20 protein-coding genes are annotated in these 18,930 nt (G+C 43.2%); 8 read left to right on the top strand and 12 right to left on the bottom strand.

Going from position 1 to position 18,930, the window contains the following annotated elements; genetic code table 11:
• Window positions 1–282: 282 nt before the first annotated feature.
• The 3 genes from fruA to fruB are packed head-to-tail and all read right to left on the bottom strand — an operon-like array spanning window position 283 to window position 4,159.
• Window positions 283–2,013, bottom strand: a complete 1,731-nt coding sequence (gene fruA / locus VRUMOI_RS17360; RefSeq protein ID WP_089139409.1) for a PTS fructose transporter subunit IIBC — start codon at window positions 2,011–2,013, stop codon at window positions 283–285.
• Between the two features lie 18 nt (window positions 2,014–2,031).
• Window positions 2,032–3,015, bottom strand: coding sequence for a 1-phosphofructokinase (gene pfkB / locus VRUMOI_RS17355; protein ID WP_089139410.1), 984 nt, complete (start codon window positions 3,013–3,015; stop codon window positions 2,032–2,034).
• Window positions 3,016–3,025: 10 nt separating this feature from the next.
• A complete protein-coding gene (fruB, locus tag VRUMOI_RS17350) occupies window positions 3,026–4,159 on the bottom strand; it encodes a fused PTS fructose transporter subunit IIA/HPr protein (protein WP_089139411.1) in 1,134 nt (377 codons plus the stop codon).
• A gap of 328 nt (window positions 4,160–4,487) precedes the next feature.
• Between fruB and cra the strand changes: the two genes are divergently transcribed.
• Both cra and VRUMOI_RS17340 read left to right on the top strand, forming a co-directional pair.
• Window positions 4,488–5,489: a catabolite repressor/activator gene (gene cra, locus VRUMOI_RS17345; RefSeq protein ID WP_089139412.1), complete on the top strand. Its 1,002-nt coding sequence runs from the start codon at window positions 4,488–4,490 to the stop codon at window positions 5,487–5,489.
• Window positions 5,490–5,621: 132 nt separating this feature from the next.
• Complete coding sequence (locus VRUMOI_RS17340) at window positions 5,622–6,950, top strand: DEAD/DEAH box helicase (RefSeq protein ID WP_089139413.1); 1,329 nt, start codon at window positions 5,622–5,624, stop codon at window positions 6,948–6,950.
• A 189-nt stretch (window positions 6,951–7,139) separates the two neighbouring features.
• Here the strand turns inward: VRUMOI_RS17340 and VRUMOI_RS17335 are convergent, their stop codons facing one another.
• Entirely contained in the window at window positions 7,140–7,799 is a 660-nt protein-coding gene (locus tag VRUMOI_RS17335) for a DUF2057 family protein (protein WP_089139414.1), read from the bottom strand.
• Between the two features lie 101 nt (window positions 7,800–7,900).
• The gene (locus VRUMOI_RS17330; protein WP_089139415.1) at window positions 7,901–8,221 is read right to left on the bottom strand and encodes a DUF496 family protein; all 321 of its coding nucleotides are present in this window, start codon (window positions 8,219–8,221) and stop codon (window positions 7,901–7,903) included.
• Between the two features lie 345 nt (window positions 8,222–8,566).
• On the opposite strand from VRUMOI_RS17330, the gene VRUMOI_RS17325 reads away from it, so the two are divergent.
• From VRUMOI_RS17325 to VRUMOI_RS17310, 4 genes are all read left to right on the top strand, one after another.
• Entirely contained in the window at window positions 8,567–8,776 is a 210-nt protein-coding gene (locus VRUMOI_RS17325; protein WP_089139416.1) for a hypothetical protein, read from the top strand.
• 36 nt (window positions 8,777–8,812) lie between these two features.
• A complete protein-coding gene (locus VRUMOI_RS17320) occupies window positions 8,813–9,469 on the top strand; it encodes a YceH family protein (protein WP_089139417.1) in 657 nt (218 codons plus the stop codon).
• Window positions 9,470–9,473: 4 nt separating this feature from the next.
• Window positions 9,474–9,758: a GIY-YIG nuclease family protein gene (locus VRUMOI_RS17315; RefSeq protein ID WP_089139418.1), complete on the top strand. Its 285-nt coding sequence runs from the start codon at window positions 9,474–9,476 to the stop codon at window positions 9,756–9,758.
• Between the two features lie 190 nt (window positions 9,759–9,948).
• The gene (locus VRUMOI_RS17310; protein ID WP_162598443.1) at window positions 9,949–10,539 is read left to right on the top strand and encodes a hypothetical protein; all 591 of its coding nucleotides are present in this window, start codon (window positions 9,949–9,951) and stop codon (window positions 10,537–10,539) included.
• A 23-nt stretch (window positions 10,540–10,562) separates the two neighbouring features.
• On the opposite strand, the gene cobA is transcribed toward VRUMOI_RS17310, so the two are convergent.
• The gene (cobA, locus tag VRUMOI_RS17305) at window positions 10,563–11,321 is read right to left on the bottom strand and encodes a uroporphyrinogen-III C-methyltransferase (RefSeq protein ID WP_089139420.1); all 759 of its coding nucleotides are present in this window, start codon (window positions 11,319–11,321) and stop codon (window positions 10,563–10,565) included.
• A gap of 133 nt (window positions 11,322–11,454) precedes the next feature.
• On the bottom strand, window positions 11,455–11,967 hold the full coding sequence (locus VRUMOI_RS17300) for a formate/nitrite transporter family protein (RefSeq protein WP_269459988.1): 513 nt from the start codon (window positions 11,965–11,967) through the stop codon (window positions 11,455–11,457).
• Window positions 11,968–12,044: 77 nt separating this feature from the next.
• On the opposite strand from VRUMOI_RS17300, the gene VRUMOI_RS17295 reads away from it, so the two are divergent.
• A complete protein-coding gene (locus tag VRUMOI_RS17295; RefSeq protein WP_110410617.1) occupies window positions 12,045–12,992 on the top strand; it encodes an IS30 family transposase in 948 nt (315 codons plus the stop codon).
• Here VRUMOI_RS17295 and VRUMOI_RS17290 read toward each other — a convergent pair.
• The 3 genes from VRUMOI_RS17290 to nirB form a co-directional block, all read right to left on the bottom strand.
• On the bottom strand, window positions 12,967–13,359 hold the full coding sequence (locus tag VRUMOI_RS17290) for a formate/nitrite transporter family protein (protein ID WP_269459987.1): 393 nt from the start codon (window positions 13,357–13,359) through the stop codon (window positions 12,967–12,969). The two genes, VRUMOI_RS17295 and VRUMOI_RS17290, sit on opposite strands and share 26 nt — an antisense overlap.
• 156 nt (window positions 13,360–13,515) lie before the next feature.
• Complete coding sequence (gene nirD, locus VRUMOI_RS17285; protein ID WP_089139659.1) at window positions 13,516–13,878, bottom strand: nitrite reductase small subunit NirD; 363 nt, start codon at window positions 13,876–13,878, stop codon at window positions 13,516–13,518.
• The gene (gene nirB / locus VRUMOI_RS17280; protein WP_089139658.1) at window positions 13,878–16,460 is read right to left on the bottom strand and encodes a nitrite reductase large subunit NirB; all 2,583 of its coding nucleotides are present in this window, start codon (window positions 16,458–16,460) and stop codon (window positions 13,878–13,880) included. The genes nirD and nirB overlap by 1 nt, the downstream gene beginning before the upstream one ends.
• Before the next feature lie 161 nt (window positions 16,461–16,621).
• Here nirB and VRUMOI_RS17275 point away from each other — a divergent pair, with 161 nt between their 5' ends.
• Window positions 16,622–17,155, top strand: a complete 534-nt coding sequence (locus tag VRUMOI_RS17275; RefSeq protein WP_089139657.1) for a glutathione peroxidase — start codon at window positions 16,622–16,624, stop codon at window positions 17,153–17,155.
• Window positions 17,156–17,256: 101 nt separating this feature from the next.
• Here VRUMOI_RS17275 and VRUMOI_RS17270 read toward each other — a convergent pair whose 3' ends face one another.
• Window positions 17,257–18,012, bottom strand: coding sequence for an SDR family NAD(P)-dependent oxidoreductase (locus VRUMOI_RS17270; RefSeq protein ID WP_089139656.1), 756 nt, complete (start codon window positions 18,010–18,012; stop codon window positions 17,257–17,259).
• 46 nt (window positions 18,013–18,058) lie between these two features.
• The gene (locus VRUMOI_RS17265) at window positions 18,059–18,769 is read right to left on the bottom strand and encodes a sulfite exporter TauE/SafE family protein (RefSeq protein WP_231897536.1); all 711 of its coding nucleotides are present in this window, start codon (window positions 18,767–18,769) and stop codon (window positions 18,059–18,061) included.
• Window positions 18,770–18,930 lie beyond the last annotated feature (161 nt).

The following is an 18,930-nucleotide window of genomic DNA, read 5'->3' as shown; positions in this document are numbered from 1 at the left end:
TTGTAGTGGCTGAGTAAATTTGGCCAATTTCCCTTATATTGTATTATTTGAAATCAGCAGACGCTGGTTTCATTTCTAAATGATTTCTGTCCAAAAACGAGCTTCAAACTTTAATGTCTTTTTATCCTTAGTACTTGAAGTTACAGCTTTGTTGACGGAGCCTATTCACTCGTTGCCTCAGTGCAACCTCTATTACTTTACATATAGCTTTATTTGAAAACGAAAAAACCGCGAGCCAAGCAATATGACTCGCGGTTTACACTGTAAAGCAATGTTGAGAAATTAAGCGGTAACGGCTTTTTCTTGTGCTTTATTTTTCAAGAAGGCGTAAGTCACACCGGTTACTACCGTACCCGCTACAATCGCCACTAGGTATAAAAATACGGGCGTAATTGCATTTGGAATAAGCAGTACAAATAGACCGCCGTGTGGTGCCATCAGTTTTGCACCAAATAGCATGGAAAGCGCACCGGTTAATGCACCGCCAGCCATACAGCTTGGGATTACGCGCATTGGATCTTTTGCCGCAAATGGAATCGCACCTTCTGAGATAAAGCACAGACCAAGAACAAATGACGCTTTACCTGCTTCACGTTCTGTTTGAGCGAACTTATCTTTGGCTAAGAACGTTGCTAATCCCATACCGAGTGCTGGCACCATACCTGCCGCCATGACCGCTGCCATTGGCGCGTAAGTTTGAGAGGCCAATAGACCTACGCCAAACGTGTAAGCGGCTTTGTTGATTGGGCCACCAAGGTCGAAACACATCATGCAGCCTAGGATAATACCCAATAATACGGCGTTTGCTGAGCCCATGTTGTTTAGGAACTCGGTCATGGCGGTCATGATGCCTGACACTGGGCCACCGACCACATAAATCATCACAAGACCAGTAAACAAGCTCGCTAATAATGGAATGATAAGGATTGGTTTTAACGCTTCCATTGATTGTGGCAGTTTGACTTTATCGGCGATAAATTTAGCCGTGTAACCTGCTAGGAAACCAGCAATGATACCGCCGATGAAGCCTGCGCCTGTTGAGCTTGCTAGCATGCCGCCAATTAAACCAGGTGCTAGACCCGGGCGATCGGCAATAGAGAAAGCAATGAAGCCAGCAAGAACTGGGATCATTAAGGCAAAGGCAGAACCTCCACCAATGGTCATTAATGCGGCAGCTAGCGTGCCTTCTTCTTTAAAGGCTTCGATACCGAACACAAATGAAAGGGCAATCGCCAAACCACCGGCAACCACAAGTGGCAACATGTGAGAGACGCCGGTCATTAAGTGCTTATACACTCCAGCTTTTTCTTCAGAAGACGATGAAGCGCTAGATTGCTGACCTGCTTGATGAGGGGTTGCTTGTTCAAACGCTTTAGCAAATTCTTGCTCAGTTTTTTTCAACGCTAAGCCAGTGCTGGTTTTATATAGAGGCTTGCCAGCAAACCGGTCTAGCGGAACTTCGATATCCGCCGCAATGATCACGAGATCGGCTTCGGCGATATCTTGTTCGGTGAGTTGGTTTTTGGCGCCTACTGAACCACGAGTTTCCACTTTAATTTGGTGGCCAAGTTTTGCGCCCGTTTCTTCTAGTGCTTCGGCGGCCATGAAGGTGTGGGCAACGCCGGTTGGACAAGCGGTAATCGCGACAATCTTAGCGGTTTTTGTGCTTGATGCTGCTTCGGCAATAGGTGCAGAACCTTGTTCCAAAATGGTGGCTTGCTTGACGGCATTTTCTAACCAAGTTTGTGCATCATTGATACTTGAGTTGATGTCACCTTGATAGACTTTCTTGCCGCTAAAGCGAGTGGTGTCGACAGGCGTATTCGCTGCGATCACAATCACGTCGGCATCATCAATCTGTTGTTGGCTCAGAGGTTGTTGTGGAATGACACTTGATTGGCATTCTACATTGGCATTCCAATTTAATGCTTTGGCTGCCTGCTCTAATACACCGGCGGCAATAACGCTGTTGGCAACGCCACTTGGGCATGCGGTAATAATGGCAATATTCATAGGATGTCCTTAGCTCTTCTAGATATGAGAGATCGCTTCAATGCGAATCTTTTGTTGTAGGTTGTTCACGGGAGTAAGATCCGTTACTCCAACGCCGATTTGCGTGACGGCTAATGCGGACAATGCCGTTGCAAAACTTAGCACTTTTTCTTTTGGCCAATTTTCTGAATCGAAATCTTGGTTGAGGTGGCCCCATGTTAGTCCCGCGACTAAGGTATCACCGGCACCCACGGTACTTACTACGTCCATTCGAGGCGGCTGGGCTTGTAGCCATTGACCTTGGTTTAACCACATCACACCTTTCGCGCCCATCGATACCACAATATTGTCGATGCCTTTTGATTCCAAAGTGTGTGCGGCTTGCTGACAATCTTCGATGCTGCTGAGCTCTTTACCAACAAGCTCTGATAGCTCTTCATCATTGGGCTTAATCAACCATGGGTGAGCATTTAATCCTGCGGCGAGCGCTTGACGGCTGCTATCAAAAATCACTTTTTTGCCTTTTTGATGCAGTGATTCAATCCACTTCGCGCAAAGCTCAGGGCTGATCCCGCGAGGTAGGCTGCCAGCCATGACAAAGTAATCATGCTCAGCGGCTAATTCATCAAGCGTGGCTTCAAATGCTTCAATCGCCGCTTGGTCGACTTCAACACCCGGGAAGTTAATGTCGCTTACCTCACTGGCTTTATCGACCAATTTGACATTGATACGGGTTGCCCCCGCGACTCGAATAAAGCGGTCGGTCGCACGGATTTGTTCAAATAACTGACAGAAGGGTTCTTGGTTATCAGCCCCTAAAAAACCAGTGACAGTCACGTCTGCGCCTAAATCCGATAACACCTTCGCGACATTCACGCCTTTACCTGCTGGGTGTAACGTGCTGCTCGACACGAGGCTAACACTGCCTACGTTGAGGCTATCTGTTAAGTGCCCCGTCAAATCAAGCGCGGGGTTGAGCGTGATAGTGACGACTTTTTTGGATGACGTTTTTTTAATAGACATAGTCAATTCCTTAACCTTCACCAAGGCCTGATTCAATAGCCTTACCAATCGAAGTAAGCGCTAACTCAGCGTCAGCACCATCGGCGCTAAATTGCAGGCGATGGCCGTGTTTCACACCGAGAGCGATCACTTTCATTAAGCTTTTCGCATTAACGCTACCGCCTTCACCATCTAAGTTTTCAACTCGAATGGTGGCTTCAAATTTTTTCGCTTCGGCTACTAACATGGCGCCAGGGCGAGCATGTAAGCCGTGGGTGTTTTTGATCTTGAATGTCGCCACGTTAGCGGCGTCTTCACTGATTTCCGGTGTTTTTTCTGAAAGGTCGAATAAGTTCAGAAGCTGATCCATATCGCCATCTAAAACCTCATGTTGGCGTTTTGATAAAATCAATTGAGTCAGTTTATAAAGCAGAGGTTTATGGCTGGCATTACAAGCAGCAAACGCGATTAAACCTTTGACTTGTTTGCCTTCAAATTCGCAATCATTGGCAGTGGAAACAAAGGACATCGCAGAACGATTCACCCCAGCGCCCCCGCTGATTAACCATAGACCGTTACCTAAGTCGGTTGGCGTTTTGGTGATGATCTCTGAAATATATTCATCAGTGGTACAACCGGTATTGCGAAGTAGGCCACCGGCAACTGCCGTCATTTGCAGCATGTCGCTCGCAGGAAATTTCAGTTGAATTAATGAAGCATCAAAATCGGCCATCAACTGGGTTTGGCCATTTAATACATTAATAATGTCTTGGGCGGTTTTGGCCTCTTTCAGTGCAGTTTCAACGCCATCGGCAGAAAGCACTTTGGTGAGTTGTTTTAAGATGCCTAAATGCTCATCCGATTTTGCTGCAATACCGATCGCGACATAAACCGTACCATTTCCCCAATCCACCCCTTCAGGAAAATGATGGACGCTCACGCCTGTTTTTTGTACTAGGCCACGTGTCTCTGTTGTGCCGTGTGGAATGGCGATACCGTTACCTAAAAAGGTTGAGGATTGGCTTTCACGAGTCAGCATGCCTTCGACATAGCCAGCTTCCACGTAACCTTGTTGAGTTAATGTGGCTGCAATATTTTTAATTGCAGTTGTCTTGTCTGATGCAGATTGAGCAAGCGTCACTTCTTGAGGTGTTAAAATAAGCATTGTCGTGCCTCTATTGAGTTGGGAACCGGTACTTATCATCAAAAACATTGATTTCCAGTTCTCTAATTTTATGTTGCTGAATCGGTTCAGCAGTTTGGTAAAAAAATTCAGCGAATCATGTCTTGTCTTCAATTAGGGGTAAAAAATCCTATTTATTTATCTTAGTAGATAAGAGATTTTTTAGTTAATGTGACCAGACTTCAAATTTGCTGAATCCTTTCAGCTTTTATACTGAATCGATTCAGCTTATAATTCAAATAAGACAGCAAAATGAACGATAGATTTTTGATCCAGTGCACATAACCGTGAGTGAATAGGGACGAACTTGATGACTCTAGATGAAATAGCAAAGCTGGCTGGGGTATCTAAAACCACCGCCAGTTATGTGATTAACGGTAAAGCCAGTAAATATAGAATTAGCCAAAAAACGCAGCAAAAAGTGATGGCGGTTGTTGAAGAGCACCAGTATCAACCTGATCATGCAGCGTCTTCATTACGCGCCGGGCAAAGTCGCTCATTTGGGTTGATTATTCCGGATTTAGAAAACAGCAGTTATGCGCGCTTGGCGAAGTTGTTGGAGTTTAATTCTCGTCAAGCTGGCTATCAGATTTTAATTGGCAGTTCGGATGATGATCCTGAAACTGAAATGTCGGTGGCGAATGCGTTAGTGAGTCGACGGATTGATGCCTTGTTTGTTGCCAGCGCCATTCCGCATGCAAATGAGTTTTATCTTGGCATCCAAAAGCGCGGTATTCCGGTCATTGCTCTCGACCGACCATTAGATGATGAATATTTTAGTTGTGTGATCAGTGAAGATTTTGAAGGAGCGTTAAGGTTAACGTCGTCGATTTTATCCGATAGCGTTGCATCAGTGGGCTTGATTGGAGCTTTACCTGAGCTGAACATTTCAAAAGAACGTCAGTTGGGTTTTGAAGCGGCAATTCGTCAACATGATAAGCCGCTGACGACTTATATTGAGTATGGCGCTCAGTTTAATTCTCAAGCTGGCCGCGAGGCGATACAGCATTGGTTGAGTGAACAAACCCTACCGGATGCGATTATTACGACTTCATACACCTTGCTCGAAGGGGTGTTGGATGTGTTATTTGAACACCCAGAATTGATGAGTAAAATACGCGTAGCAACTTATGGTGATAATCGTTTATTGGACTTCTTACCGATTAAGATTAACTCGTTATCTCAACGCTTTGAAATCATTGCTGATAGCGCACTAGAGTTGGCATTAAATGCTTCGGCTAAACGCTATAAGCCCGGAGTAGAATTAGTCGCGAGACAATTAAAAGTAAGAAATAACGGGTCTAACCGATGAGCAACCATCATGTATTGGGGGAAGTGGCATTTAGTGATATTACATTGTTCTTTTTATAAAGTATGAGGGAGCGACGGAACCCTTATGCTATTATGCACATGAGTTTATTTTTATTTCTTTTGGAGCACCCCTTTGCAGTTTAAAGATCTTGGTTTAGATAATCGTCTACTGAAAAACCTACAACATTACAATTTTGCACAAGCAACGGATATTCAGCGTCAAGCGATCCCGGTTGCGATTGCAGGTAAAGACTTATTGGCTTCATCCAAGACGGGTTCTGGAAAAACATTAGCGTTTGTTTTACCTATGCTTCATAAAGCTTTAAAAACTAAAGCACTTTCAGCGAAAGATCCACGAGGTGTGATCTTAGCGCCAACGCGTGAACTGGCTAAACAGGTTTTTGGTGAGCTTAAAGCTATGCTAGGTGGGCTTTCTTACACTGGCACTTTGATTGTTGGTGGCGAAAACTTTAACGACCAAGTTAAAGCATTAAGAAAATACCCTAAGTTTATTGTGGCAACACCTGGACGCTTAGCGGATCACCTTGAGCACCGTTCTCTTTATTTAGAAGGTGTCGAGACGCTGATTTTAGATGAAGCCGACCGCATGCTCGATCTCGGCTTTGCGCCAGAATTACGCCGCATTCATAATGCGGCTAAACACCGTCGTCGTCAGACTTTAATGTTCTCAGCAACGCTTGATCACGCAGAAGTGAGTGGTTTATCCAATGAAATGCTGAGTGATCCTAAGCGCATTTCAATTGGCTTATCTGCCGAAGAGCATAAAGATATCGACCAATCATTTTATCTTTGTGATCATCTCGATCATAAAGAAGCGATCCTTGACCGCATTCTTGAAGAAGCTGAATATAAACAAGTTATTATATTCACCGCAACTCGTAGTGATACGGAACGTTTAACCATTAAACTGAATGAGAAAAAGCTAAAAGCTGTCGCATTAAGTGGTGGGTTAAATCAAACTCAACGTAATAGCATTATGAGCCAGTTTGAACGCTCAGTGCATAAAATTTTGGTGACAACGGATATTGCTTCCCGTGGTTTAGATATTGCTAATGTGACCCACGTGATTAACTTTGATATGCCAAAGCATACTGAAGAATATGTGCACCGTGTTGGTCGTACAGGTCGTGCGGGTAATAAAGGTACTGCCATTTCATTGGTTGGCCCGAAAGATTGGGTAAGCTTTAAGAATGTTGAAACCTACTTACAACAAGATTTAACTTTCTCGGTTTTTGAAGGCTTGAAAGGCAAATTTACGGGCATTAAGCCACGCAAACCTGTCGTTAAGAAAGGCGCGGCGAATGCGAAGAAAGTCACTAAAAAATCGACGACAGCCAAGAAGCCAGCTAAACGCGATAAGAGCTTCTACAAAAATGTCGATGTTGGTGAGCAAGTCTTTATGATCAAGAAGAAAAAGAAACCGATTTTGGATGATGAATAATCCGAACTATCAATTCTAGGTTATCAAAATAAAAGAAGGGCTTATCTGTAATGGATAAGCCCTTCTTTATACCCTTAGTACTTGAAGCCGCAGCTTGATTGATGGCGTTCATTTGCCTCACTGCAACTCCAATTTCTTTGGGTATAGTGGCGCTAGATGTTTTTAGTTAACAACTACGTGATATCGAGATTACTTCGCTTGAATAATCGATTGTAGGAAGCGTTGCTTCGTTTCCTTATCGGCTTTTTCATACCAGTAATGAAGCATTTGTTCTTCAGTGGTTTTGTACTGGCTATTGGCAGCAGGCGATTGAATGGCGGCTTCGGTTACCGCAAGTGCGCCCGTTGCGGTGATTGCGGCTATCCCGCCTTTTTTGTTGTATGCAACAGACTCTTGGTCATAGTTACGGCCAATTTGAAAGCCAGGATTAGTTAATTTATCTTGTTTAACATCAACGGCGTTGCCATCTTTATCAACTAATTTCCACGTTGGATTCTTATCAAAATCACGTGCAAGTTCTGCGCTACGATATTCTGGAATATCAAAAGTCAGTTCTACATCTGATGCGGTGAATTTAGTGATGATGGCTTCAGTTGTGACGATTTCGGTATCGCCGCCTTGTCTAAATACAGGCTTGTAACGGAAAACAATTTGGTTTTCGCCATCAGGTAAAGTGATGGATTTAGTGTTAGAGAATACGTTGCCATTGATTTTTGGGGTTTCACTATTAGCCGCAAGAAGATCAACATTTGAAGGGAGAGTGATCGTGACGTCCGCGAATACAGAAGTACTTAACCCAAGTAATGCGCAAAGTGCGACAGGTTTCAAAATTACATTTTTCAATGACATTCTCATTTCCTTGTTATCAGAAAGCTTCTATCCACAGACAGATATTGAATAGATAAACAGCGAAAGAAAAGGGCCGGATGGCCCCTAAAATACATGAAGTCTTATTTTTTTACGTTCGTATGCTGTAGCTTATCAGCTTCAGTCAGTTCACGGATTTTACGGCTGATTTCACGACGTTGCTTCGAAATTTCAGCACCTTTGATGATGTGATCATCAACACGGTCTTCATAATCCGCTTTCATGTTTTTGATGATTTCAACGATTTCTTCGTGAGTCATGCCTGCATGGATGTAATCAAGTAGGTTATCTAGTAAATCAACACGCTTACGGTTATCACGGATTTTCTTTTCATTATCAAGAATTTCACGTTTTAGTTTATTCTTGCGACGAGCTTGGTTTACGATTTCAAATACGTTAGCCATAGTTTCTTCCTAATTCAGAGTTATTAACTAAAATCCCATTTCATCAAATTAAACCATATACCCAACAGACAAAACAGAGCTAAGATCAAAATAAATAGGGATAAGTTTAAAAGCTTAGTTTTACATTACGATGAATTGAATTTAAGAGTGGTGGTTTGCTTAAAAATACATCATTTCTGATGAACTTTGGTGTTTTCTCTTTTAGAAGCCAGAGTTTGTCGAATTGTGCCCTTGATTTATTTACATAGAAAACCAATATCTTAATTAGAGTTTTTTAAGTGAAAACATCAAGAAAGGCCAACATCCCCAAAAAAGTTGATCTAAATATAGATAATCTGATTAAGAATGACAGAGAATAATTCAACAATATTGAATCAAGCAACAACAGATATTGAAGCGGTTGAACAAACCACGCCTCAACAACGCTTTCAACAGGCTTATCTTAAGTCACGTAAAGCGATGCAACGGATTGATTTAGATTTAAACCGCAGTCAAATTATTGTGGTGGCAGAAGGTGGCCGTCAAATTTATCGCCCGTATCGCTGGGATCACTAAGCTATGCTGCAATAGTATTCAACTAGGAAGAACGCAATGAATATAGAATTAACCCCAATTGAAGCTCGAATCATTGGCTGTTTGATTGAAAAAGAAGTCACTACCCCAGATTACTACCCACTCACCTTAAATAGTTTAACCACTGCCTGTAACCAAAAGAGCAATCGTGAACCTGTGATGGCTTTGAGTGAAGCAGAAGTGATGGACGCTGCTCAAGCTTTGATTGACCGACGTTTAATGACCGATGAAAGTGGCTTCAATAGCCGTGTTTCTAAATTTCGTCATCGTTTTTGTAATACCGAGTTTGGCTCGTTGCAATTAACAGACCAAGAACGAGGCATTATTTGCTGCATGCTATTACGTGGCGCGCAAACGCCTGGTGAAATTCGTACTCGCACTAATCGTTTATGTGATTTCAGTGATGTGAAGCAGGTGGAATCCTTACTTGAAAAAATGGCGTCTCGTGAAGAGGGCGGTTTAGTGGTTAAACTGCCGCGTGAGCCGGGCAAACGAGAGTCTCGTTATCAGCATCTTTTTTGTGGTGAAGTGGACGTAGAATCTTATGCGACGGCTATGCCATCCGTTGCGTTATCGGCTAATAGTCAACATGAAGAACGCATTGCTACGTTAGAGCAACAAGTATCGGAATTAAAAGCACAAGTTGAAGAGCTTAAAGCTTTAATTTCTGACTAAGACCATGACAGAGCCTGCTATTCAGAAGCGTGAACAACTCGATAAAGATTGGCATGTGTACCTCATCCGTACGCGTGCCAATACGCTTTATTGTGGTATCACCAATGATCTTCAACGTCGGTTTGAGCAGCATCAATCGGGTAAGGGAGCCAAATATTTAAGGGGAAAAGGGCCGTTATTATTAGTGTGGTCACAGCAAGTTGCGGATAAGAGTTCAGCGTTAAAAGAAGAAATTCGGATTAAAAAGCTAAGCAAATCAAGCAAAGAAAAATTAGTGATTGGGCCATAAGTTCATGAAAGATAAGGACTAAGCTGCACACCTCGGACATTGTTTATTATTTAATAAATTAAACCTTTATTTGAACTGATTTTGGTCAATAAAGAAACGATCGACATGGCGTAAGCTCATCAATTCTATCTGCTTAGGAAAGCAAGATTGATGTCGATATAGGGAGGTAAAGTATTTTATTGAGTAATTTGTGGTTTATTTATCCCCTAAGCATGTCATCTTTGGAGGCATGCTCTTAAGTGTTTGTCTGCTAAACTCTTCCCCAGCAGCAAGTTATAAAGCTTTTCAGTCGCGTGATCGTCATATTGTGACGTTGAGCGGTCGATTTGAGTCTGGAGAATCCTACCGTTTTCAGCAATTTCTCGCTAACCATAAAAATACGCAATTCATTCTACTTCAATCTAATGGTGGCTCAATCAATGAAGCCATGAAAGTAGGGAGGATTATTCATCAAAATAGCCTCAATACATTAGTAGAAACCTATTGTTATTCATCATGTTTTGTTGTGTTGATGTCGGGACAAATACGCTATGTCTATGAGAATGCCTACCTAGGGGTGCATCAACCTTATTTTGTAAGAAAAAATGAGTGGGTGGGGGATAAAAAACACAGTTCGACTTATGATCATCTCACACTGTACTTTCAATTCATGTTGGGAAATCGTCAGCAATCGCAAGAAGTTGTGAACCTTATATATAAAACCCCACCCAATTCTATGCATCAGATAAATCATGCTGAACACTATTTAAAGTTGCATTATTATTCTCATCCAACTTTATAACCGATATTTTCGCTTTCTAGATTTTAGGATTGTTTAAACCAATGTAATGGCTCATGTAAGCTGGCTACACTCCCCACAATAATCAGAGAAGGACTAATGGCTTGCGTAGCCAATGAATCTAATTCTTTCAGTGTGCCTGTTAATACGCGCTGTTGAGGGGTTGTACCTCGTTCTACAATCGCACAAGGCGTATTCACTGATAAGCCATTGTCGGCCAGATTTTGACGAATCACCGGTGCTTGTTTCAATCCCATATAAAAGACTAGTGTGTGATTTGCTTGAGCGAGACTTGGCCAATTAATATCTTGCCCTTCTTTCTTTAAATGCCCCGTGATGAACTGTACGCTTTGCGCATGATCGCGATGCGTGAGTGGAATTCCCGCATAAGCACTACAGCCTGACGCCGCCGTAATGCCGGGCACTACCTCAAAACCGATGTTGTTTTCGACTAAGGTTTCAAGTTCTTCACCGCCACGACCAAAGATAAATGGGTCGCCCCCCTTCAAACGGACCACATGTTTATTTTCCAGCGCTTTATTGACCAATATTTGATTGATTTGATCTTGTGGAACGCAGTGGTGATTGAGCTTTTTACCCACAAACAACAGTTCTGCATTTGGATTCACCAACGCCATGATTTCATCAGAGACCAAACGATCATAAACCACGACATCCGCCGATTGAATCAAGCGGTAGGCTTTTATCGTCAGTAAATCAGGATCGCCTGGGCCCGCGCCAACAAGGGAAACGAATGGACGAGCGTTAGAGTAGGTGGCCTGCATAGCGAACTCCGAAAACCGAATAAAGTAGGAGACAATGATTGAGTTTAGTGTAGCGATTCTCGTGACTCGTTGCTCGAACAAGATTTCATCAAAACCAGTGCCGAGTAACGAGCCACGAGTAGCCGAGGAACGTTTACGCTTTTACTTCCTGTACGTTTTCGATTTCTTGTTGGTCAAAAATCGGACGCTCTGCTTTTGGGGTTGCAAACCAGTAACCGACTGCCATAAAGATAGCACCAGAAACGATATTACCTAACGATACCCATAATAGGTTGTGGCCAATACCGGCAAGCGTGAAGGCATCGGAATGGTGACCAAAGTAAGACAGTGCGAAGATAGTCATGTTGGCAATTGAGTGCTCAAAACCGGCGCCGATGAACGCAAGTAAACACCACCAGATAGCGATAAATTTACCGGTACCTTCTACACGTTGACACATCCAAATGGCAAGACACACTAACCAGTTACATAGGATGCCTTTGAAGAATAATACGCTAGCAGGTGCGGCGGTTTTGCCTAGTGCTGCTGCGTGTAAAAAGCTTTTTGCATCGGGTAGAAGCTTACCACCACCGGCAAGGAAGAATAGGTAAGCGACCAATACGGAACCGATTAAGTTACCCCTGATTTCAGATAATAACTGCGACATTCATGGAATGGTGTAGAAGAGGAAACCAACTGCTGAAAGTGGTACGCTCTTCTCGCCAAAGAAACAAGCGGACTACCATGAATTATCAGCAGTTGACCGAGGGAAGACGATACCAGATTTCTGCCCTTTTAGAACAGGGAATTTCAATTTCTGAAATTGCCAAAACCGTAAAATGTCACCGCTCAACTCTCTATAGAGAGTTGAGACGATGCGGTACAAAAGAACAATATTCACCAGATACAGCCCAGCAACTATCTAGGGCAAAGCGATTAAACGCATCTAAGTATCGAGTACCGCAACAACGTGTCGAATTTATTGAGTTTTTAATAACGCAAGACTGGAGTCCAGAGCAAATATCTCACGTTCTTACTCGTATTGGAGAAAAAGTCAGTCATGAATGGATTTACCGTTTTATTGCCTGCAATAAACGGCAAGGCGGTAAACTGTTTCGTCATTTACGCCAAGGTCATAAACGCTATAGAAGAGGCAAGAAAGATAAAGCTCCCGCAATAAAAAATGCCATTTCAATAGATGAAAGACCCAAAGATGTCGATAATCGTACACGTTTTGGTGATTGGGAAATTGATACAGTTCTTGGTAAACATGGTACGGGCGCTATTGTCACAATCTTAGAGCGAGCCACACGGTTTTATTTAGTAAAAAAAGTGCCTTCAAAATCAGCAGAAGATGTGACCAGAGCGACGATAGACTTATTACGGCCATACAAACGATTTGTTCATACTATAACGGCCGATAATGGCAGAGAATTTGCGGGTCATATGGAAGTAGCACAAGCCTTAGAAACCGATGTGTATTTTGCTCACCCTTATAGTTCTTGGGAGCGCGGTGCTAATGAAAATGCTAATGGCCTGTTGAGACAATATATCAAGAAAGGAACAGATTTACGGTCGGTGAGTGATGATGAAGTTGAGCGAGCCCAACTTCGGATAAATTATCGTCCAAAGAAGTGTTTAGGGTTCAAGCAACCAGCCGTCATTTTTAGCAAAATGATGTTGGCTGCTTGAAATTACAAATGTCGCAGTTCGGAGTTGAATTTGGGCCTAACCAGGTTTGTGGCAAGATACGTACGTTGTCTTTCCACGAAATTTGTTTTGTCAGAGCGCCAAATGCTAAAAACATAGTGTGACCAGTGAACAGTTCTGAACCGGCAATGATCACTAGCGTTAATGCGATACCAAAAGTTGCGCCCATCACGAGTGGACGAATAGCAGGATCAACAAGGTTGCCGAAAGTGAAAATTAAAATGATGCCAATGCCCACATAAGCCCCAGCCATAGCAGAACTAATCCAAAACCCTAATGGGTTGTTATCGGCGAGTTTGACAATCCGAGCCGCATTGTTCGAGCACTTTTTTATGGTGTCTGTATACATAGTGATTTCCTACAAAAGTTAAAATTAAAGTTTGAATACTGATAGCGACCGAAGCGATCGCTATGGATATTGAAACTTTTTAACGGTGCTCGTTTACCGAATCTCGTTTCTCGAAAGTGCAGTTCGAGAAACGAGTCACGAGATTTCGAAAGTCGTTTACGCCTTCACCTCAATCTCATTGCCTTTCACGCGAATCTCATAGGCTTCTACGTTCATGGTTTCATCTTCAAGGCAGCGACCGGTTTCTAGGTTGAAACGTTGTTTTTTGAGTGGGCTGGCCACCCAAAGCTCACCATCGTGCTCGCAGATTAAGCCGCGAGAGAGTACGTTTGATTGAGCAAACGGGTCCATATTATTGATAGCGAAGAGTTGCTCATCAAAACGTGGACGGAAGATCGCAACTTGCTTACCGTTGACTAAGGCACAAACCCCAGTTTTTGGCGTAATGTCACCAAGCGCACAGACTTTTACCCAACTAGGTTTATGACTTTTTTGATTCGTATTTGGTTGATTAGTCATTACGCTTCCTCCGTTACTTTGTTGTCATTTAAGTCGGTGTGTAGAATGTCACCACGTAAGTGCGGGTGCTTTTCGGTAAACGTTGCCGGACGGTGTTGGTCACGCTCTGAAACAAATACCACGTTTTCATCGCGCGCATCGCTGTTGATGAAGTGAGCAAAACGCGTTAACTGGCTTTCGTCATTAATCGTGTCTGTCCATTCACAGGTGTAGCTGTCTACGAGTATTTGGACGTCTTTTTCAAGTTGTTCGTTGATGCCTAATGTGTCATCGACAATCACTTTGCGTAGGTAGTCCACACCGCCGTCTAAGTTTTCTAACCAAACAGAAGTACGCTGCAATTTATCGGCGGTACGGATGTAGAACATCATAAAGCGGTCGATATATTTAATTAAGGTTTCTTTGTCTAAGTCAGACGCGAGTAAGTCGCCGTGACGAGGGTTCATACCACCGTTACCACAAACATACATATTCCAACCCGCATCGGTGGCGATGATGCCTAAGTCTTTGCCTTGAGCTTCCGCACACTCACGCGTACAACCTGATACACCGAATTTCATTTTGTGAGGGGTACGGATGCCTTTGTAACGGTTTTCCAAGTACGAACCTAGGCCAACACTATCTTGTACGCCGAAACGACACCACGTGCTGCCGACGCAAGTTTTTGCCATGCGCAGTGCTTTGGCATAGGCTTGACCGGTTTCATAACCTGCCGCGATGAGTTTTTTCCAGATTTCAGGTAGATCATCTTTTTGCGCGCCGAATAGACCAATACGTTGTGCGCCAGTGATCTTGGTATAAAGATTGTATTCCGCTGCCACATTGGCTAGGGCTGCTAGAGCTTGAGGGGTGACTTCACCACCGGCCATACGAGGAATCACCGAGTAAGTGCCGTCTTTTTGCATATTGCCAAGGAAATTATCATTGGTATCTTGCAAGCCAACGTGCTGTGGTTTTAATACGTGGTCGCCCCAGCAAGACGCTAAGATAGAACCAACCGTTGGTTTACACACTTCACAGCCATAACCGTGGCCATGCTTTTCAAGTAGTTGATCGAATGAACGAATGCCTTCGATACGGCATAGGTGGAATAGCTCTTGACGAGAATATTCGAAATGCTCACAGATATGATTTTTCACTTCAATACCGGCTTTTGCTAGCTCAGCATTGAGAACCTGGGTGATCATTGGCACACAACCACCACAACCGGTACCCGCTTTGGTGACCATTTTGATATCACCGAGCGTGGTATGGCCTTCGGCAACCGCGGCAGCAATTTTGCCTTTGGTGACATCAAAGCACGAACAAATCACGGCTGAATCAGGTAATGCATCAGCCCCCATGGATGGCTTTTCTGCACCGGCATGCGCTGGAAGAATCAAGGTGTCTGGATGCTCAGGAAGATCCATATCATTTAAGTGTAGTTGCAGTAGGTTACCGTAATCAGAGGTATCGCCAACTAATACTGCTCCAAGCAGTTTTTTGCCGTCTTCTGAAACGATAAGGCGCTTATAGGTATCGTCTTCATCGTTTTGGTAAACAAAGCTTTTGCAGTTTGGCGTGCGGCCATTGGCATCACCGATACTTCCTACTTTGACGCCAAGCAGTTTTAATTTGGCACTCATATCCGCGCCAGTAAATTGGGTGTCAAGGTTGCCTAATAGGTGAGCCACGGCAACTTGTGCCATTTTATAACCTGGAGCCACTAAGCCGAAGAACACGCCATTCCAAGAGGCACATTCACCGATGGCATAGATATCTGGATCAGAGGTTTGGCAATTATCGTTAATCGCAATACCACCACGAGGGCCAATTTCAAGTTCAGATTGGCGAGATAAGCGATCTTGTGGGCGAATACCTGCGGAGAACACAATAAAGTCGACTTCTAAATCGGTGCCATCAGCAAACTTCATGGTGTTACGGGCGTTGTCACCTTGAGGTAAGATTTCTAATGTATTTTTGCTGGTATGAACTTGCACGCCCATACGTTCGATTTTGTTACGTAGCTTTAAGCCACCTTGTAGATCAAGCTGTTCCGCCATTAATACTGGCGCAAATTCGATCACATGAGTTTCAACACCGAGGGCTTTTAATGCGCCAGCCGCTTCAAGACCAAGCAAACCACCACCGATTACTGCGCCGCTTTTGCTTTTTTTCGCGGTGGCTTCTATGGATTTTAAATCTTCAATGGTACGGTAAACGAAACAGTCTTTACTTTCGTTGCCTTTGATTGGCGGCACAAATGGGTAAGAGCCGGTTGCCATAATCAGTTTGTCGTATTGAACTTCACGACCAGAGCTTGAATACACGGTTTTGTTTTCACGACTAATATTAATGGCACGTTCACCAATTAAGACATTGATGCCATGTTTTTGGTAAAAGCCTTCTTTAACAAGAGAGAGCTCATCAGCGGTGTGGTGGGAGAAATATGAAGAGAGATGAACTCGGTCATAAGCAACACGTGGTTCTTCACAAAATGCGGTGATTTCGTATTGGTTTAAGTCACCTTTTTCGACCATATCTTCGATAAAACGATGGCCGACCATGCCGTTACCGATGACGACGAGTTTGATCTTATTCATATATATTTCGCCCATAAAAATAAATTAACTAGCGCTATCATGGCGAAATGATGACCAAGAATACTGATTCAAATCAATTTGCTCTTTAAACTACCCTAAAGTGGTAGCCCAAAAGAGTAGTGTCGAAAAGTAATGAATGATTCTAATTAAGGAGTAATAAGATGAATGTCCATGATTTTAAAGTAAAAGTAGCGTCTGGTGAGTCTGTCGATTTAGCTCAATATCAAGGTAAGGTATTGCTGGTGGTAAACATTGCTACTCAGTGTGGATTAACGCCCCAGCTCGAAGGGTTAGAGACGTTATACCAAGACTACAAAGACAAGGGCGTTGAAGTGTTAGGTTTTCCATGTAACCAGTTTTTAGGTCAATCACCAGAAGATGATCAAGGCATTATGGATTTTTGCCAAGTCAACTACGGGGTGAGCTTTACCAACTTTGCCAAAATTGATGTCAATGGCCCAGATGCTGACCCATTGTTTAAGCATTTAAAGATGCAGCGCCATGACGATAAAACTAACGATGCCTCTGAAGGGTTAATTGAAAAGCTGACCTCAATTGGCCAAGTATTCGGTGATGGTGAGTTGAAATGGAACTTTACTAAGTTTCTCGTTGATCAAGAAGGTAATGTGGTTGAGCGTTATTCTCCAACCTATTCAGCAGAAGAGCTTGCGGAAGATATTGAAAAGTTACTCTAGATAGTCTGCGGATAGTCCAATAAAAAAGCTTCCAATTTACTGGAAGCTTTTTGTCTGTGTTGGTTAATTATTGATGGTGATAGCTCTTAATCAAATCGCGATCAATCACGATCAACTGCAAATGGAGACCAAGCTTGACGAGTTGGCATGACTTCTAATCGGTTGATGTTGATGTGATCAGGCAATGTCGCAACATAGAACATTTGCTCAGCAATATCTTCAGCGCTTAGCGGAGTGGTGGTTTTGTATAGATTATCAGAGGCAGTCTGATCGCCTTTGGTACGAACTAGTGTAAATTCGGTTTCCGCCATGCCTGGGGCAATATCCGTGACACGCACGCCTGTGCCTAATAAATCGCAACGTAAGTTATAAGTAAACTGCTGTACAAAGGCTTTGCTCGCGCCATACACGTGGCTGCCTGGGTATGGCCATTGTCCTGCGATAGAGCCAATATTGATGATGCTCGCACCAGCGCCTGTTTCAATTAGGGTCGGCAGCAAGGCGTGAGTAACGTTCACAAGGCCAGTAATGTTGGTGTCAATCATAGTATGCCAATCTTTAAGATCGACCTTTTCAGCACTTTGTGGCGCAAGAGCCAGGCCAGCATTGTTGATTAACGCTTTGATTTGAGCAAACTCGGCAGGCAGCTCGGCAACGGCCGTTTTCACCGCTTGGTCATCACGAACGTCGAGTTGAATAATATGTACCGGAACGCCGCTTAACTCTTCTTTCAATTCAATTAAACGTTCCATACGACGGCCAGATAAAACTAACGACCAACCATCTTGTGCAAAATGACGCGCAGCGGCTCGACCAAACCCAGAAGTTGCACCTGTAATAAAAGCGATATTTGTCATAAATCGTTCCTTTTGTGTAATCGATAAAGATAAAGTGAAAACTTCATCAAGTTATAAAAATTATGCTAGCCAGTAACATTAACAATGGCGCATTAAACCAGCGATGTGGAATTTGGGGTAATACTCGGTAGCATTGTTTACCGAGTAAATTGCCAACGATAGCCGCAGGGAGCAGTATTAGTGAATGAATCATGGTTTGGGTTTCAATCATATCTAGATAAATGAGTCCTAACAAAGAAATCAATGCACTAGACACAAAAAAAGCAATGGATGTGGCTCTTAATTCTGATTGAGGTAATGATAAGTTCATTAAATACAGAATCAAAGGCGGTCCTCCGGCTGATGCTGTGGTCATGGTAAATCCTGAAATCATACCCGCGCTGAAAGCGAATTTTTGATTTAACCAAGCTAACTTTAAGTTGAGCATCATTAATCCACCTGCAACAAAACATACGCTAGCAATTAACATTTTTAGTTGCTGGCTAGGTATGTAATGAATCAAACCTAACGCTAAAGGCAATGCCGCTAACATTCCCATAAGTAATGGTTTAAACAGTGTGAGATTGATTTGCTGACGAATGCCTGATAGCAAACATAAGCTGCTCAATAAATCTAACCCAATAGATAACGCGATGGACTCGATTGGAGAATAAATTAGGTTGAGACACAGTACTGAGATGACTGAAAACCCAAATCCTGTATATCCCCGAACGATGCCGGCAAATAAAATAAATCCGGTTGCCCATAAAATCGTCACGCCATTGCTCCCATGCTCACTCTTTGTGATGTCGTTTGGCCAACTGTAACTAAGCGCAAAAATACTGAATAGAGCCAGTTTGATAGCTATGATGGGGCAGATGATCTGGCCCAAGACAGATTAAAAACTGTCCCTATCACCTTATTTTCAATTTTGTCCAA

It is taken from the genome of Vibrio rumoiensis, assembly GCF_002218045.2.
GTDB lineage: Bacteria > Pseudomonadota > Gammaproteobacteria > Enterobacterales > Vibrionaceae > Vibrio > Vibrio rumoiensis.
The sequence above is the reverse complement of the archived record's forward strand: the minus strand, read 5'-3'. Positions and strand labels throughout refer to the sequence as shown.